15 protein-coding genes are annotated in these 15,652 nt (G+C 57.6%); 9 read left to right on the forward strand and 6 right to left on the reverse strand.

Going from position 1 to position 15,652, the window contains the following annotated elements:
- Positions 1-296: 296 nt before the first annotated feature.
- Both NKI25_RS32845 and NKI25_RS32850 read right to left on the reverse strand, forming a co-directional pair.
- Positions 297-1,085 carry a DUF4336 domain-containing protein gene (locus NKI25_RS32845; protein ID WP_352844387.1) on the reverse strand — a complete coding sequence of 263 codons (789 nt, stop codon included), beginning with the start codon at positions 1,083-1,085 and terminating at the stop codon, positions 297-299.
- 250 nt (positions 1,086-1,335) lie between these two features.
- Positions 1,336-2,028 carry a class I SAM-dependent methyltransferase gene (locus NKI25_RS32850; RefSeq protein ID WP_353000540.1) on the reverse strand — a complete coding sequence of 231 codons (693 nt, stop codon included), beginning with the start codon at positions 2,026-2,028 and terminating at the stop codon, positions 1,336-1,338.
- A 1,154-nt stretch (positions 2,029-3,182) separates the two neighbouring features.
- Between NKI25_RS32850 and NKI25_RS32855 the strand changes: the two genes are divergently transcribed.
- Positions 3,183-3,890 carry a helix-turn-helix transcriptional regulator gene (locus tag NKI25_RS32855; RefSeq protein ID WP_352596212.1) on the forward strand — a complete coding sequence of 236 codons (708 nt, stop codon included), beginning with the start codon at positions 3,183-3,185 and terminating at the stop codon, positions 3,888-3,890.
- Here NKI25_RS32855 and NKI25_RS32860 read toward each other — a convergent pair.
- The 4 genes from NKI25_RS32860 to NKI25_RS32875 form a co-directional block, all read right to left on the reverse strand.
- On the reverse strand, positions 3,842-4,219 hold the full coding sequence (locus NKI25_RS32860) for a LysR substrate-binding domain-containing protein (RefSeq protein ID WP_352708127.1): 378 nt from the start codon (positions 4,217-4,219) through the stop codon (positions 3,842-3,844). The two genes, NKI25_RS32855 and NKI25_RS32860, sit on opposite strands and share 49 nt — an antisense overlap.
- A 300-nt stretch (positions 4,220-4,519) precedes the next feature.
- On the reverse strand, positions 4,520-4,717 hold the full coding sequence (locus NKI25_RS32865; protein ID WP_353000541.1) for a helix-turn-helix transcriptional regulator: 198 nt from the start codon (positions 4,715-4,717) through the stop codon (positions 4,520-4,522).
- Positions 4,718-5,492: 775 nt separating this feature from the next.
- Positions 5,493-5,723, reverse strand: coding sequence for a hypothetical protein (locus NKI25_RS32870; protein ID WP_352625102.1), 231 nt, complete (start codon positions 5,721-5,723; stop codon positions 5,493-5,495).
- 156 nt (positions 5,724-5,879) lie between these two features.
- On the reverse strand, positions 5,880-6,083 hold the full coding sequence (locus tag NKI25_RS32875; protein WP_352828153.1) for a hypothetical protein: 204 nt from the start codon (positions 6,081-6,083) through the stop codon (positions 5,880-5,882).
- A 235-nt stretch (positions 6,084-6,318) separates the two neighbouring features.
- Here NKI25_RS32875 and NKI25_RS32880 point away from each other — a divergent pair, with 235 nt between their 5' ends.
- The 8 genes from NKI25_RS32880 to NKI25_RS32915 all read left to right on the forward strand — a co-directional run bounded on the left by NKI25_RS32880 (position 6,319) and on the right by NKI25_RS32915 (position 15,380).
- Positions 6,319-7,461 (forward strand): helix-turn-helix domain-containing protein, encoded by a 1,143-nt coding sequence (locus tag NKI25_RS32880; RefSeq protein ID WP_502897482.1) that lies wholly within the window; start codon positions 6,319-6,321, stop codon positions 7,459-7,461.
- A gap of 271 nt (positions 7,462-7,732) precedes the next feature.
- On the forward strand, positions 7,733-9,514 hold the full coding sequence (locus tag NKI25_RS32885; protein ID WP_353000550.1) for a putative bifunctional diguanylate cyclase/phosphodiesterase: 1,782 nt from the start codon (positions 7,733-7,735) through the stop codon (positions 9,512-9,514).
- Between the two features lie 172 nt (positions 9,515-9,686).
- On the forward strand, positions 9,687-10,205 hold the full coding sequence (locus NKI25_RS32890; protein ID WP_352708125.1) for a ubiquinone biosynthesis methyltransferase UbiE: 519 nt from the start codon (positions 9,687-9,689) through the stop codon (positions 10,203-10,205).
- Positions 10,202-11,380 (forward strand): methyltransferase domain-containing protein, encoded by a 1,179-nt coding sequence (locus tag NKI25_RS32895; RefSeq protein WP_352708124.1) that lies wholly within the window; start codon positions 10,202-10,204, stop codon positions 11,378-11,380. The genes NKI25_RS32890 and NKI25_RS32895 overlap by 4 nt, the downstream gene beginning before the upstream one ends.
- Entirely contained in the window at positions 11,377-13,743 is a 2,367-nt protein-coding gene (locus tag NKI25_RS32900; RefSeq protein ID WP_352844224.1) for a SpoIIE family protein phosphatase, read from the forward strand. Before NKI25_RS32895 ends, NKI25_RS32900 begins: the two co-directional genes overlap by 4 nt.
- A 2-nt stretch (positions 13,744-13,745) precedes the next feature.
- Positions 13,746-14,306 (forward strand): slr1658 superfamily regulator, encoded by a 561-nt coding sequence (locus tag NKI25_RS32905; RefSeq protein WP_352708122.1) that lies wholly within the window; start codon positions 13,746-13,748, stop codon positions 14,304-14,306.
- Between the two features lie 18 nt (positions 14,307-14,324).
- Positions 14,325-14,663: a slr1659 superfamily regulator gene (locus tag NKI25_RS32910; protein ID WP_352595916.1), complete on the forward strand. Its 339-nt coding sequence runs from the start codon at positions 14,325-14,327 to the stop codon at positions 14,661-14,663.
- Between the two features lie 231 nt (positions 14,664-14,894).
- Positions 14,895-15,380: an ATP-dependent DNA ligase gene (locus NKI25_RS32915; RefSeq protein WP_353000546.1), complete on the forward strand. Its 486-nt coding sequence runs from the start codon at positions 14,895-14,897 to the stop codon at positions 15,378-15,380.
- Positions 15,381-15,652 lie beyond the last annotated feature (272 nt).

A 15,652-nucleotide genomic window follows, 5' to 3' on the forward strand; every position in this document is an offset into this window, starting at 1 on the left:
GCCGTCCGTCACCCCTGATCGATTAAAGCCTCACCGACGCTGCCAACGAAGCTCACGCCTCAAACCCCGCGCCCCTCCCGCGAGCGGGTTCGTTCGCTGGCGCGATCGAGGCGATGCGGACTTCGCCTACTCAGCAGCCGCCAGTGCGGGTCAAACGGCTTGGTTGGGTGGTTCTCTGCCGTCTGTCTCGTCGAGCGGAACGAGCAGGCATCGCTAGGAGCGGTCGTTGCAAGCGATCGAGGCCGAGCGGCCGGAGCCGACCCAAAATGGACATTTGGCCTCCCAAAGCCACTGCGTCACCAACCCGACTTTCCGAATATTCTACGGACAATCTCGTCTTCATTCGCATCAAAGCAGCGGCCGTGACTGAGAATCACCCGCCGCGGCTGCCACGACTGGAGCTTGCATATTACTGCCTGTGCTTTCCGCCGATTGAGGAGAATTGGCAGCCGCATGCCAAAGAAGGTCCGCCCATGCGGGTGAGCCATCCGAGTCAGCTTGGCCATCGTGCGCCAAGGCTCATCGATCATGTCCAATTCGAGATTGATGATCGTGTCTGTAAGGATCAGCGTCTTTGAAGCTTGGTGGAAGAATATGAACTCTTTAAAGTAGCCACCGGGAAACAGTGTCTGATCCATGTCCCGCCGCCACTCCTCCGGAGGATCGGCCTCCAAATCTCGTGCGAACGTCACATCTGCGTGCCGTGCGCGTGCTCTTTGCCGGACTCTGGGCGATGCCCATGTTATTGCCTCAGGGAAAGCCTTCGACCACTCACCGATATGAGCGTAGTGAAACTGGTTGGGTGAAACGAGATGGCGAATTCTGCCCAAGTTCCGTAACTCTTTGGCCACCGTCAAAGCAAACTTAATGGGCGAATGAAGGAACAGATCGCCGTTCGATAGGCGCACCACCGTCATCCGAGTGGTGAATGGCAGCGGAAGTTTTGTTCCTGCTACCGTCAGATACTCAAACGGACCGTCAACGACACCAATATAGGGTCCCTGAGGTTTGTAGACGTTCACCGGCTCGTAAAGGGACGCACCCACAGCCCATTCCATTTCATCAGCTCGGCGCAAGGCGAACATTATCTGGCTGTTGCATTGGCGATGCAATGCGTCTGACCTGAAGGTCCGCTCCCTATCCTTCTAGCGACGTTGCCGCCGTGCAGCGGCAATGACCGCTTTGGGTCACGAAGGGGACATAGTCGGGCGACTGGTCAGGTGATCCGTTTCAATCATCACCGATCCTCCATGCGCTCAATTCCGGACCTCGAGGAACGGAACTCGCCTTCAAGTGCTGCAATGCCGAGGTCCAAATGCACCGGTTTTGTCGAAACTAGTGACGGAAACGGTAGACGCGTGCCAGTTTGTTCGGCACCGTCATGAGTTCGTTCGCAGTGCTGAAGCCAGCATCCCGGGCCATGCCAATCCAAGTCGCGGCCGTCTCGGCATAGTCGGACGTTCGACTGTGGCTCTCGAAGGCGGCGAACTCCTCGTCGGAGATCGCTGCCCAATCCGGCCGCATATGATGAAATCGCTCCATCCATCCCTCGCGGTCCTCGCCCTCGAGGCACGTCGGCTCCCAGATCAAGAAAAGGCCACCTGGTGGCAGCAGGCTGTGGATTTTGCGCATAAGGGCCACCTTATCCTGCGCAAGGAGGTGGTGCAGGGACTGGCCAATCCAAACCACGTCGAGCGGGCCCTTCCAGGAATCGATCGCCACGACGAAATCCCCGCAACGCAGTTCGACCGGACAGGTGAGAGGGGCAAGCGCTTCCTTCGCCACGTCGAGCGACGGTTGGGATATGTCGATGCCGATGTAGCGTGCGACGTTGTTGCCGGCCAGTGCGGCTGCCGAACCAGGAGCGGTGCCGCAGGCCAGATCGGCGAACACGAAGCCGTCGGAAGCCTCATCTAGCAGAACTTGGCGCAGCATTTGGTAGACCTCGCTGTGCGCCATGTAATTCGCCGCGACAACCTTCTGGTATGTTGCGAGACCTTTCGCGAATAATTCCTGGTCGGACTTCATGGCCCCGCCTCACGACGAACATTTCGCATGCCAGAAAAAGCGCTGCGCTCAGATCTTCGGACGTTATTCGATTGGCGCCGGGCATTGGCCCGGAGCCGCCATGATATTAGTTGCAGCTTAAGGACTGTCTTCCATTTGCCAAGGGCCGTCAATCTTTGCCGTCTGGCTTTGACGCGAGAAGGACGTCGCATCGGAGAGTGAGCAGTCCGAACGGCCAGGTAGTTTCGCATGGCTCATGGACAAGCCGCGGCTGGACAAGGGCCGAAGAAACAGCATGGCAGCAGATACCTGAAGCCTGTGCATAGCCAGGGGGCGGCACTCGGGAGCCGCGGCACGGCGTCCGCGTTGTCGGCACCTCCAGACGGTCGAAGGTGCGATCCTCGGCTGGGCGGTGGCCAGTCGTTCGACGGAAGGCTACGGCCTTATGGCCAGGCCCCTGTACAAGTCATGTATCAGGTAACAGCCACCTAGGCAGCGTGGCGTACGGGCGACTGGGCAGAAAGAACAATGCCATGCCTGCGTTTCGTAGATACGCTACCGCCAAGTGGCGGCGAGATACATAGCTTTGCGGGGTCGTGGGAGGGCTGTCTGGTGTCGGAAATAGGTGAGCAGGAATACTACCGGCAGCTTGGCGGTATGAAGAAATCTTAAGAAATGCATCCCGAGACAAGTTTCTGGATGCGAAGCTAACGACAATCTTAAACTTGGTGCGTATAGAATCGCGCATTGTGAAAGCGTAGTTGAGGATGTCCATGAAATAACCCAAAGCTCAAAAGCGCAGCCCGTCTCAAGGTAATGCTAGCTGGATACGTTAATAACGAACCGTTGAAACATTTTGCGGCCACGATCGGATGCTCACTGGCGAGTTTAACGCACCAGTAAATTCGGTTGCACTCGAACCCCGAAGGAGGCGGCCGAATTTCGGCATGGCTTTTATATCCCGGAACATAAATGGGAAGATTGCCACCAGTTAATGATCCATAAATAGTATAAATGTCGCGATTGCGCGCAAACTTTGGGGTCTTAACGGTGAAATCATCAGGTACCGAGTAACTTGTTACAACACCATCTGAAACGATATTGTCGCTTAAAGACTTTCTGTAAATCCCGAATAACTTGCTTCAGACTGGTGAAACTTTGGGTAGGGGTAGAAAATGACTCTGATCGATAGACACACTGAAGCTGCAGCGGGCAACCGATCCATTGTGATGAGGATCAAGTATGACCGCGAGGCCCATACGAAGCGGCCCTATTATGCCTATTCAGATCGTGCATCAGATCGACTGGGCGCAGGGGTCGGGGAGCCAAGAGCACGCAGTCTGGAATCCATAACCGGCATGCTTGATCGCATCGGCTGCGGCTATCTCGTGCTGAACCGCGAGAGGAAAGTGGTCGAATGGAACGCAGCCGCTCAAACCACTCTGGAGCGCCAGGGCGAAGTAGCCGATACGGCCAGCGGCCTTTCAGTGGCCTTGAGGCGGCTGATCGCGAATGTTCCGGCCCATTTCCTGCCGGGCTCACTATCATGGGTGGTGATCCGCAGCAGCGCCGACAGGCCGGTGATATTGAACGAGAACGGGTTTATCGCTCCTGACGAAACGAGCATTGTGGCGTTACTGGACCGCGAGAACAGGTCGGGGCCAAATCCTCAGACACTGCAAAAGATGTTTGGCTTGACGGGCGCGGAAACGCACCTCGCGTTGCGCTTGGCTCAGGGCGATGCGCCTTTGGAGATCGCCCGCAGTTGGCGCCTCAGCCGCACCACGATCCGCTCCCAGCTTGCCTCGCTATTCGCCAAGACCGAAACGAAACGTCAGGCGGAACTGGTGGCTCTTCTTGGGCGCATCTCAGTCTTGCCATAAGGGCCGTCGTTTGGATCCATCCCAGCAAACAGCCAATCCCGAAACGCTTTGACTTTCCGCTGGGCAATGGCGCGGGGCGGGTAGACGATGAAGTATTTTGACGAGGCCTCGAGGGCGAGTTCAAAGGGACGTACAAGTGTGCCGGCGGCAAGGTCAGCCGCGACCAGCATGGTTCGACCCAAAACGACGCCCTCACCTCGAACGGCGGCCTCGACGGCGAAGGTTGCGGAGTCGAACGTCACGCCACAACAATGCCGGCATTCGATAGCCAAGTCGCCCAAGTGATCGGGAACTCGTCGTGATGAGCGTATGGTATCTGAGATCCTCATGGGCGTTCAAGCCTCCAAGGGCTACGCCAGCGGCGCACGTGATTTCTTCTGCGAATGCTGGTGCCAAGGTCGCGACGTGCAGGCCGCCTGATTGCGGCCGGTACGTCATGCGTCGGCCGTCGGGCTTCTCAACAAGCTTCATGCCGTACAATCGGCAGGCATCGGTTAGCGAAATATCATAGCGCGCGATGACGCTCCCGGCGCCAGGCGGCTCCGGTCTAATTGACAATATGTGCAAGTTGGTGGTTCCATTTTTGAAGTTGCCGCGGTTGGATCCGCGGTGGTTTTGAAGGCAGCGGGTTAAGCCGCCCTCGCCGCGATCTTCGCTGCAATCCAGTCGGTGAGCTCTGAGTGAACAAAGGCGACGCGGCGGTCGCCGAGTGAGACCGCAACCGGAAACCGGCCTTCGGCGCGATATCTGTTGACCATCGTTCGACTCATGCTCGTCATCTTCGCGGCGTCATTCAAGGACACAAGTGTGGGCGAGTTATCGTTCATGGTTCCTCCTCGCAGCCCGACAGATTCGGACGCGGTTCAACTGCTGATTTGAAAGAGCTGGGAGGTTTCGTCATCGTCCACATGGGAGCGGCGGGATGCTGGTCTGGCCATCCTGCAGGCGACCAACGGGCCGCACGTCAGCACTAGGTTGCTGCTACGGGTGACATAAGATTCAGTAGCTAAATGAGCAAGGTTGGCATGCTATAATGCGGAGCTGGCACAATATGCTGCCCAATCCGCCATCATCTTGCGCCGCTTATCCTAGGCGTCGCCTCGCCGGTATGCGCTCGGCTGCGGTGCCAGTAGCGTGCGCAAGTTGCTGCCTCAGCAACTTCGGTCTGATAGTCCGTTTCCTCACACACCCAATCTCGGAACGCGCTGCGCATTCCATGAACTGTGAAGTCGCCGCCGCCTGCCGTTTTCAATGCTTGGCGAGAGTCATGTCGCTAAGCGGCGAGCGCGGACGCTGGCCGGAAATACAAAATCGGAAATGTGTTTGTTCTTCATGTCGCGCAGTATTTCGACGGCACGATCTGATAATGGCACGCGGTGCGCCTTACCTGACTTCCTGCGGGCCGCAGGAAGCGACCATAGCTTCCGTCCAGATCGATTTCCGACCAGACCGCCCCTCTCGCCTCTCCCCTTCGCGCAGACGTAAGGATGGTGAATTCCAGCGCCCTCGCCCCGTCTCGCCTCTTCGGCAAATAAGGTGATAAGACAAGCGCGTCGCGACTGAACGGATTCATGCGACGCGCGCACTTTTGGGCGACATATACTAATGTCCGGTTGCCGCAGCCTTTTGCCGACGAGACCTGACCGCCTCCAGCAGTTCGCGCTCGCTGGTGTGAGCATTTCGAAAAATGGCCACAACCATCACCGCCAAGATTTCGGTGTCCGGGTCCAAAGGGTCGAAATTCTCATCCGAGCAGACCTGATCGAACACGCGTTCGCAAATAGCCAGATCGTGAGGGCTCAGGCAGGTGGGATTGAAACGCCGACGCAGCATCTGTGCAAACCTTTCAGGCCCGCCCCCATGCTTTGCGGCGGGCTTTTTGCTGATGAACCGGAGACGCGATGGGATGCTTAAGCGATAATATCGCCCACAGTGTATTGGAATCAGTTTACCTGCTGCCTAATGCTTTCTCTGTTAATAGTTCCAAAATCAGCGCGCACTTCCGGACGTGAAGTCCGCGCCGAAATTCCGCCGCTTCTTTCGAGTTCGAGTGCAGACCATTTTACTGGCGGTGACTTTCAAACTCGCCAGTGAGCATCCGATCTTTTCCGCAATAATTTTCAACGGCCCGTTGTCACGGTATCCATCAAGAATTATCTCGCGACGATCTTCGCTGTTGAGCTTCGCGTTCATTTCGGTGGGCTTCTCAACTGCTATTTCACGATGCCAGATTTTATACGCATCAGGTTGAAGAATGTCGTTATCTTCCTATCCAGAAACTTATCTCGGAATGCATTTTCTTGCCGTAATCCAGCGTGATCGCCGTTTCGGTCGGCTCGAGTTCCGCCAGTCTTGCCAGATGCCTGAAAGTACACCACATGATTGAGAGGGGCATGGGGCATACCCGATTCGGATATGGCACCACGCGATGGACACTAAGAGGCAAGACGAGGCCCCTGCGAGGCAGCCGCGAGACCGTGACCGACGTCGTTGGCCACGCGAAGGTCAACCCCACAATGGGGACGCTCCATCACTCGCGCCGGCGCTCGAACCTCTGCCCTTTTCAACGCTCGAACTGGCGCCAGGGGACCAATTCGCCGCTTGGCAAGCGCACATGGCGCCGCTTGTCGAGGTCAGGTTGCCGGATGACAAATCGCTGAACGATGGTTTTCCCGCCGACCACACAGCCTGGAATCTCGGTGGCATGCTGATTGTTCAACAGCGCGCGCCGGCACATAGCTACTTGCGTTCCGCCGCGAAGCTCCGATCCAGTTCGATCGATCACTGGTATATCGTCTTGCCACGAACTGGCCGGTCGTGGACGGAGGTCGATCGCCGCGTTGCAGAAAACCACTCGGGCAAATTGGAGATCAGATCGCTTGGCTACCCGTTTCGCGGGAGGGTAACGGACTCGGAAAGTCTCTTTTTGTATATGCCGCGTGATTTGTTCTCTGATGCGGCGTCAACCCTCGACGCAAAGAACAATTCAATTCTGTCCGGCAACTTTGCCAACCTCTTGGTTGACTACGTCAACAGCATCGAAGCAAGACTGCGCAGTCTCACGGCTGAAGATCTGCCCCGCATCGTACACGCAACACGCAGCATGATCATTGCCTGCCTCGCGCCTCCCGCGGAACATGCCGCGGCCGCCGAACAATTGGCGAGTGTCGCGCTGATGGAGCGAGCGCGTCGATACGTCCAAAACAATCTGGATGCGGCTCATCTGACACCGGATTCAATGTGCCGGGCGCTCGGCGTATCGCGCTCTCGTCTCTATCAATTGTTCGAACCGAGCGGTGGTGTTCTCCACTACATACAAAGTCGCCGACTTCTGGCAGCCCATGTTGCGCTTAGCGATCCGGCGGACAGCCGGCGAATTGTTGATATTGGTGAGGCCTTCGGGTTTAGTTCAGCGGCTAATTTCAGCCGAGCATTCAGCAAGGAATTCGGTTACAGCCCCCGCGAAGGCCGCAGTACTGTGGTGTTACCGCGCCCCGCCCACTCTGTTTCGCTTGCAGAACACGAGAAGGCGTCTTCCTTTGAAGGTTGGCTCAAAGCGCTCGGAAGCTGAGTACAAGATCGGCGGTGGTTGAGATGGGGCGGGCTCAAAACAGGGGAAGGCCACGCCGCCTCATGGACCAGAATATTTCGTGTCGCGTCCACCATGCCATCAATCATATAGCCAATTCGCAACAATTCCCGATTTAATAACCAACTGCGATTGTTCATCGTTGTCGCTGCCAATCACAGCGGAGCACACATTGCAACTACGCCGCATGCGGCACTTGTTAAGACTGCGCATTGAAAAATTTGCCAAGCTTGCCAGTTATGCTATTTCTGGAATGGGGGACGTGGATTCGCACCGCCTATGGAGGTGGCACTTGCACCCAGAGGCATCAGGCGTCGGCACGGAGAGTGAGGGGCCTTCCTCAAGTGATGTTCCACGTCCCCGCGAGGCGCTTCTCGCTGACCTTTTGGCGAACACGACCGAACTTTTGTCGTTCTATGACCGCGACTTCTGTCTGACGCACTACGCAGCCAAGCTCAAAGGCGTGTACGGAGGCGCGGTGGCGCCGGGTGCCGCCGTTTGGGAGATCTACCCGAGCTTCCTTGATGCGAAGTATCGCGACGAATTTCTTCGTGTGTTCCACGGCGGCCCGCCGGCAAGCATCGATTTGCCGCGATCATCGGGCGAAGCGCCGCGCTCCGCTTTCGTTTTCGCCACTGCAAATGGTGTGGGAATCATCGAATCAAGGGAGCGCGGTGGGCGGAGCGTAGCGGAGGAGCAAGAGCATGTAATTCTGCTCCATCAGGCGACGCACGATGTGTTGACCGGACTGCAGAATCGGCGGCGATTCGGCGAGCGGCTGCAGCAAGCACTGGCGGCCCTCGGCGAACCAAAGCCGAAAGCCGCCCTGCTGCAGATCGACCTTGACGATTTCAAAGCGGTCAACGACACGCTCGGCCATGGAGCAGGCGATACGCTTCTTCAGCTCGCGGCGGGTCGTATCCGCGACGCGCTGCAGGACGGCGAATCCGCGTACCGGTATGCCGGCGATGAGTTCGCTGTCATCCAATTGGGAAAGGAGCAGCCAGCAGAAGCTGAGCGCCTCGCCGGATCGCTGGTCGACGCGTTCAAGAACCCGTTCGTCATCAACGGCATTCCCGTCTTCGTCGGCTCGAGTATCGGAATTGCTTTCGGGCCGGAGCACGGGACCGATGGCGAACAGTTGATGAAAGCCGCTGACATTGCCCTTTACGCGGCCAAGACAGATGGACGCGGCTGCGCTCGAACATTCAACCGTTCGATGCTGCTCTTGCTTGAGCAACGCGAGAATCTGAGGCGCAGCCTTCGAACCGCGCTGGAGCGGGGCGAGCTTTATCTGGAGTATCAGCCGCTCATTCGGCCTCCCTCGTCGGTGATCGGTTTCGAAGCGCTGCTGCGGTGGCGGCACCCTGAGGTCGGAATCATTCCACCTAAGGTGTTCATACCGATCGCCGAAGCCGACGGTCTGATGGACGAGATTGGACGATGGGTGCTCGAGCAAGCCTGTCGCCAGGCGTTGACGTGGCCTTCCTCGCTGACAGTCGCAGTGAACCTGTCACCAGCTCAGTTCCTTAGCGGTTCGCTGACGGACACCGTCGCCCAGATCATCGACGCAGTTGGAATCGAGGCCGACAGACTTGAACTTGAGATAACCGAGACGGTCCTACTTGAGAAGACGACCGACAATATCGATACGTTGAATACCCTTAACGTCCTGGGAATACGAATTTCGCTCGACGATTTTGGAACATACTACTCATCCTTAAGCTACCTTAAGAACTTTCCCTTCGATACTTTGAAGATCGATCAGTACTTTATTGCGGACCTGGAGACCGACCTCAAAAGCCAAACGATCGTGCGATCGATCATGAATCTGGCGCACGGCCTAGGGATAAATGTCACTGCCGAGGGAGTCGAAACATCGGCACAGGCACGGTGGCTGATCAAGGAAAATTGCGATTGCCTGCAAGGTAATTACCTAGGACGGCCGCTCGGAGCCGAGGCGATCAGCGATTTCATCAAGCGGTCCCCGCCGAGGGTGGTACGAGCGATGGAGGAATCAAATCGGGCGCTCTAGCGCCTTGAACCCTTTGTTAACGATGAAGTGGAGATTTGTAGAATGATCGAGGCGGATACCGCGCAATTCTTCGAGTCAGTGCCAGACTGACTGACCACGGGCGGTGAAATTTTCGTCGCGTAGGCCATCACCCCGCGGGGGTTCAATACTGATGGAACAAGTGAGGATGCCGATGGGACCTGTTGACCTGGCTGGCGGCGGACCGACCTTTGAACCCATGATCCAGATCGACATGGAAATCAAAGCTTTTGTCTCCGCTTGGAGACACTGCGATTATGTCTCGACATACATGGCCCGGATGATCAGTCAAAACAGGTCTGACTCGGTCCGGCATTCAAATCTCTTTTCCTCCGCCTTCAACGAATTGCTGGAAGTCGCCTTTCGCACGCGCCATGCCGACGGCGAACTGGCATGCAGGGTGTCTCGCCATGGCGCGACGGATAGGATCGAGTTGACATTTCCTTGCGTGCCGGAGGAGCGCCAATTCTACGAAGAAGCCGTGTCGCAACTTGCAGGAATAGAGGCCAGAGAGCGATACCTCAATTCGGTGTCCGGGGATCTCGCGCCGAGCCGCGAGGTCATACTCCTGGAACTGGCTGTCGACTACAACGCGACACTCTGGATCGAGGAAGCCGACGGCGATGCAATCAAGCTTGTCGTGGATCTTCCGCTCGAGGGCTTGCAAAATTGAGCCCTTACGACCTTCTCCCGCGCTTTAAGGCGCAATACGACGCGAACAACCAGGAGTTCTCCATATCGGGAGTGGTCCGGCCTCAGGCGATCGATGAGCTTGGGCCTAGCATGGCATTACTTCGCGATGCGATCGGCCGTGTGCGCGGCGTTCTCTACGTCAATGTCAGGCGCCTGACGCAGATGAACAACGCTGCGTTTCACACCTTTTCGAGGATCATCATCGACGCTTGTCGCGCTCGACCCGATCTCAAATTCGTCGTCATCACGTCAAGCGTCGTCGGATGGACCTCACGAAAATTCGGTCGCCTGAGCGGAATTGAACCGAACATCACCGTCGAGGAGTATGACACCGAATTCTATCCGGGGCAGGGCTTCCTTGAGGAAGGCGGGTTCGTACCGATCCTGCGTACTCAGACAAAGATGACATGGCGCCACGAGCGCGCAATCTTGCCGCGACACGGGATGAGGCCCGGGATCGTCATGGCCGACATCTGTTGCGGGATCGGCGATTTCGCTGTGCTCGCGCAGAAGGAGTTCCAGCCATCGCGGATCGTCGCCCTCGACCACTCCAGATCAAGCCTGAACTATGCTCGACGAGTGATGCGGGAGTTCGACATCCGGGGCATCGAATATACGTATGGCGATGCGTCGGAGATGCTGCTCGACGAAGCGCAATTCGACTTGGTCACCTGCCGACATTCCCTGCAAATCTTCAATCGACCTGAACTCATCCTCAAGGAGCTCTACCGCATATGCAAGCCAGGCGGTCGGGTCTATATCACCAACGAAAAGAATTCGCATTGCCTCGGCGAGCCGCGCGCCGAAAGCATTCGCTGGACCTACGACGAGGTGGCGAAGCTGTTCGGGCATTTCGAGATGGACGTCGAGCTTGGGCCCAAGAGTCGGCGATACCTGGTGGAAGCCGGATTCGAAGACATCCTTGTGGAGACCTTCATGGTCACTAACCTGGACGGCGATCCGCAGGACTTCGCCGACGTCATTGCAGCCTGGGCGGATGTCTATGCCGGGGAGATGGCGACCAGACGCGGTGACGGACCGGAGTTCGTCGCACGGTTCCGGCAGGGCTTCCAGGATCACATTTTCGCTGCACTACACCCCAAGGGTTATGCGGGTTGGCCGATCTGGGTCGCATCGGGGCGACGGCCACAATGAAAGCCGATAACGAGCCTACACCGCGCTTCGGCCTGCGCTCCTTTCGAGCGAAATTCGTATTGGTCGTTGGCGGCGCCGTACTGTTCGACCTCCTGCTGAGCGGTGGTCTGGCGCTTTGGAACGTTCAAAAGCTGTCGCGCGACGCCACATCGGAAGTCGGTGAGGGCCTGACGAACGCAAACCAGGAATACATTCGTTCCTATGCCGAGTCGACGGCGTTGAGCGTTGACCTGCTGCTCGATCGGGTTCACGGGGACGTCAAGGCGCTAGCTGGCGTGCTGCAGGCCCAGATCGACGATCCGAGGAGGCAGCAACAGGTCGGAGCCACGCTTTCGCATGAGGCGCCCGGCTCCGTGAAGGTTGTCTACAACGCGCAGGGCGATTGGGCGCAGAATCTGCCGGGCGCGCCTTCCGTGGTAAGCGTCTGGGGCTACCTGCTGGGCGCCGACCACAGTCCGCTGCCGAGCGTTCAGCAGGAAATAGAAGACAGTACCGTGATCGATCTCGTCGCGCCGACTCTCATGGCCAGCGGGTCCTCCAAACTGCAGATGTACTATATTGGTCCAAAAGAACGGCCGATCTTCCGGACGGTACCGTATACGGATCAGGCACAGACCTTCGACCGACTCTATCCAGGCCACAACAAGGCGGAATTCTGGGAGTTCTTCTTTCCGGGAATCTATGGTTCATGGCAGCAATGGGCCAGGGATCCAGCCTCACGTCCGGTCCCTGACGATATTACCCAGACAGCGCCTTACACCGATGCAATCACGGGAAAGCTGATCGTCAGCTTTTTCCACCCGCTATGGACGCGCGATCGCACCGGTATCGCCGGTACGGCGGGAGCAGACATCACTCTCGATCAGCTCGCGAAAGTCGTCGAAAGGGTGCAGATCGCTGAAACCGGGTTCGGCTTCCTCACGATGTCGACTGGCAACGTGGTGGCGATCAATCCGTCGGGCCAGTCGATCATCGGCCTGACTTCATCGAGCGATGCGGGCACGCAGGGCGTCACCGGCTTGGAAAGGTCTCTGCGGGGAAGTACCCAGCCGGCTATCGCGTCACTACCTCTAGACCATAACAATGACGGTGTCATTCAGCATATCATGCTCGACAACAAGGGCGAACACGTTCCCTATATTGTTGTCCTCAAGAGATTGAAGCCGACCAATCTGTGGAGTTCGGGACCGATCAAGTCCGAAACGATGTGGGTCGGGATCGTCGTTCCCGAACGGGAGATCTATGCATCCCTGTTCGCCGCGCAGGAGAGTATTTCTCGCGCAACCAATCGTATCCTGCTGTTTCAGATCGCGGCGATCGCCGTTTCGCTTCTGATTGTTTTTGCGGCCGTGCTCGGAATTTCGAAGCGGATCACCGCGGGCCTCAGGGCGCTTGCCAGCGCCGCCCAGCGGCTCCAGTCCAAAGATTATTCAGTCCGCGTGAACATTCCGACGCGCGACGAGGTTGGAGCGGCAGGAATCGCTTTCAACCGGATGGCCGAGCAGATCAGCTTTCACACTGAAAACCTTGAGCAACTCGTCGACGAACGAACCAGGGAACTCGGGGACGCCAATCAGGAGATTTCCGCACTCAACGAAAAGCTGCAGGACGAGAACGTCCGCCTTGGCGCCGAACTCGCGGTCGCCAGGCAGATACAGATGATGGTCCTGCCGAAACAATTCGAACTCGAAGCGATTCCGGGGCTGGAGATCGCGGCCTACATGCGGCCGGCCGACGAGGTCGGCGGTGACTATTATGACGTCCTGCAGAACGGGTCACGGGTCAAGATCGGCATCGGCGACGTGACCGGTCATGGTCTCGAGAGCGGCGTGCTGATGCTGATGGTGCAATCCGTTGCACGCGCGCTGCAGGAGACCAACGAGGGGGATCCGCACCAGTTTCTGGATCGGCTGAACAGAGCGATCTACAAGAACATCGAGCGGACGAACACCGGCAAGCATCTCTCGCTGGCCTTCCTTGACTTCGAGGATGAGCGGGTAACGCTATCCGGCCAGCATGAGGACGTTCTCGTCGTGCGTGCGGACGGGGACGTCGAACGTATCGACACGATGGATCTGGGTCTGCCGGTTGGCCTGGAAAATGACATCTCGAAGTTCATTGCCACGCGCGACATCCTGTTCGGCAGTGGCGACGTGATCGTGCTGCACACCGACGGTGTGACCGAGGCGGAAGACCAAGACAGAAGGCTGTTCGGGTTCGAGCGCCTCTGCCAGAGCGCACGAAAACGTCAAGGCGGGAGCGCCGAGGAAATCAAAACCGGGATCATCGAGGATCTCATGGCCCATATCGGGATCCAGAAGATCCACGACGACATCACCCTCGTGATCATAAGGCACACATAGCCATGACAACGCTGTTCGGGACCCCTGACGTTGCAATCGGGATGAAGGAGAGTGTCAGTCGCGTGCGGCTGTTCGACGGGCCTCTCGACTTGAGTTGGCGTCATTGTGCCACGACCTCGGACTTCATCGCCGATCTTTTCGCATTGCGCTTCCGGTCGTCCCGCAATGACTACATGGAAGTGCGGCACAGCATTGGATATCTGGTCAACGAACTCATCGAAAATGCCGTCAAGTTTCGCGCACCGGGTGAGATCTTGATCGAGGCGTCGATGGATTCGGAATGCTTCAAGCTCAAGGTGTCGAATGACGTCGATGGTGAAGATGCGTCCGAGTTCCAAAGTCTCCTGGAGGACATCACGGTTGGCGACCCCATGGACCTGCTGATACAGCGAATTGAAGCCAATGCCGCGAACCCCGACGTAGGAGGCTCCGGACTTGGATTACTGACGTTGATGAGCGACTACGGCGCGCGCCTGGCTTGGATATTCAGCGCCGCCGACGAAAGCGATCGGATTTGCGTGGAGACATATGCCTCCATTCCGATCTCTCAAATTCACAATTAGAGGAAACGAAGCCAGGCTATGGAAATCAGGACAGACGACTACCGCGTGTGGATTGAAGGAAGCGAAATTTTCTTCGACGGTGCAATGCGGCTTGCCAGTTCCGACGCCGGTGCGCCTATCACGGCGTTGGCGACCAGTGTGCTTGCCTCGAATCCCGCTTCCATTACGCTCAATCTGAAGGACCTTCACTTTCTCAACTCTTCCGGCATCAACTTGCTGGCGAAATTTACCATTGAGGTGCGCAAGCATCCCGATGTTCGACTCGTCGTGCGTGGAGCGCCCGACATACCCTGGCAATCGAAATCATTGCCGAATCTGAAGAAGCTGCATCCCGCTCTGGTGCTTTTGATGGACTAACCAGGTCGCTCGAAATTAACCAAAGACTGCGTGGTGCAAGACCGCCGCAACGAGCGAGATATGTACGCCAGGACAAGTATGTGGATGCGAAGCTAACGACAATCCGGCCTGGTGCGCAGATGCTCGCAATGGCTCGGCGGGGGCTCGGCACAGGCGGCAGGCGTCCAGGTTGGGGGGATGTCGGGCTCCCTGTGCCGATCGGCCGCCGCTGCGCGATCAAAGGTGGCGTCATTGAGTAAGCGTGCCAAGGTGAACGGCGGCCGGCTGGAGTTCATTCCGCCGCAGATCCCGACTCGGGTCAAGGAGCCGCCCGAAGATGAGGGATGGCTTCACGAGGTCAATCTTGACGGCTACCGAACGCAGATCATCATCGATAAAGGCGGCGTGCGTCTTTACAGCAAGAACGGCCGTGACTGGACCACGAAATACTGGCCTATCGCGCTGGCTACCGAGCTGCCATGCCGGGCTGCCATTATCGACGGCGAGGTCATTGTTCCAGGCGAGCAGGGCGCTCCCCATTGCCCTGCGCTGGAAGCCGCGATCTGGCACGAACCGAGCCGGCTGGTGTTCGTCGCGTTCGATATCCTCCATCTCGACGGTCGCAATCTAGCCTCCTTGCCCCTGCTGCAGCGCAAGCAGGCGCTGTGGCAATTGGTTGAGCACGGCCTCGGCAAGATTCAGTACAGCGAGCATTTCGAGAGCAGTGCGCTAGACTAGCGATCTTTCGGGCCATCGAGAAGGTGGGGCTCGAGAGCATCATCTCGAAGCGCGCCGACAGCGGCTACAGGAGCGGACCGTCGAACACATGGCTGAAGGCCAAATACTTCGAGGAAGCCGATTTCTGAGCATCGACGACCGCTTCTGGCACGAAGGATCGAGCGCGCATGTTCATCGCTCAATCTGCGATGCAGCGGCGGGGCTTCGTAGAGCCTACGTGCGTAGGATCTGCGCCCTCGCGCGGGAGAAGAGGGGCAAGTGTTCCTGCTTCC

The organism is Mesorhizobium sp. M0808, from assembly GCF_040320025.1.
Lineage (GTDB): Bacteria > Pseudomonadota > Alphaproteobacteria > Rhizobiales > Rhizobiaceae > Mesorhizobium.

Coding starts and splice junctions, on each gene's coding strand:
- NKI25_RS32885 (WP_353000550.1), top strand. CDS start 7,733: ATGGGGGACGTGGATTCGCACCGCCTATGGAGGTGGCACTTGCACCCA.
- NKI25_RS32870 (WP_352625102.1), bottom strand. CDS start 5,723: ATGCTGCGTCGGCGTTTCAATCCCACCTGCCTGAGCCCTCACGATCTG.
- NKI25_RS32880 (WP_502897482.1), top strand. CDS start 6,319: ATGGACACTAAGAGGCAAGACGAGGCCCCTGCGAGGCAGCCGCGAGAC.
- NKI25_RS32850 (WP_353000540.1), bottom strand. CDS start 2,028: ATGAAGTCCGACCAGGAATTATTCGCGAAAGGTCTCGCAACATACCAG.
- NKI25_RS32890 (WP_352708125.1), top strand. CDS start 9,687: ATGGGACCTGTTGACCTGGCTGGCGGCGGACCGACCTTTGAACCCATG.
- NKI25_RS32860 (WP_352708127.1), bottom strand. CDS start 4,219: ATGAGGATCTCAGATACCATACGCTCATCACGACGAGTTCCCGATCAC.
- NKI25_RS32845 (WP_352844387.1), bottom strand. CDS start 1,085: ATGTTCGCCTTGCGCCGAGCTGATGAAATGGAATGGGCTGTGGGTGCG.
- NKI25_RS32865 (WP_353000541.1), bottom strand. CDS start 4,717: ATGAACGATAACTCGCCCACACTTGTGTCCTTGAATGACGCCGCGAAG.
- NKI25_RS32875 (WP_352828153.1), bottom strand. CDS start 6,083: ATGAACGCGAAGCTCAACAGCGAAGATCGTCGCGAGATAATTCTTGAT.
- NKI25_RS32855 (WP_352596212.1), top strand. CDS start 3,183: ATGACTCTGATCGATAGACACACTGAAGCTGCAGCGGGCAACCGATCC.
- NKI25_RS32910 (WP_352595916.1), top strand. CDS start 14,325: ATGGAAATCAGGACAGACGACTACCGCGTGTGGATTGAAGGAAGCGAA.
- NKI25_RS32905 (WP_352708122.1), top strand. CDS start 13,746: ATGACAACGCTGTTCGGGACCCCTGACGTTGCAATCGGGATGAAGGAG.
- NKI25_RS32900 (WP_352844224.1), top strand. CDS start 11,377: ATGAAAGCCGATAACGAGCCTACACCGCGCTTCGGCCTGCGCTCCTTT.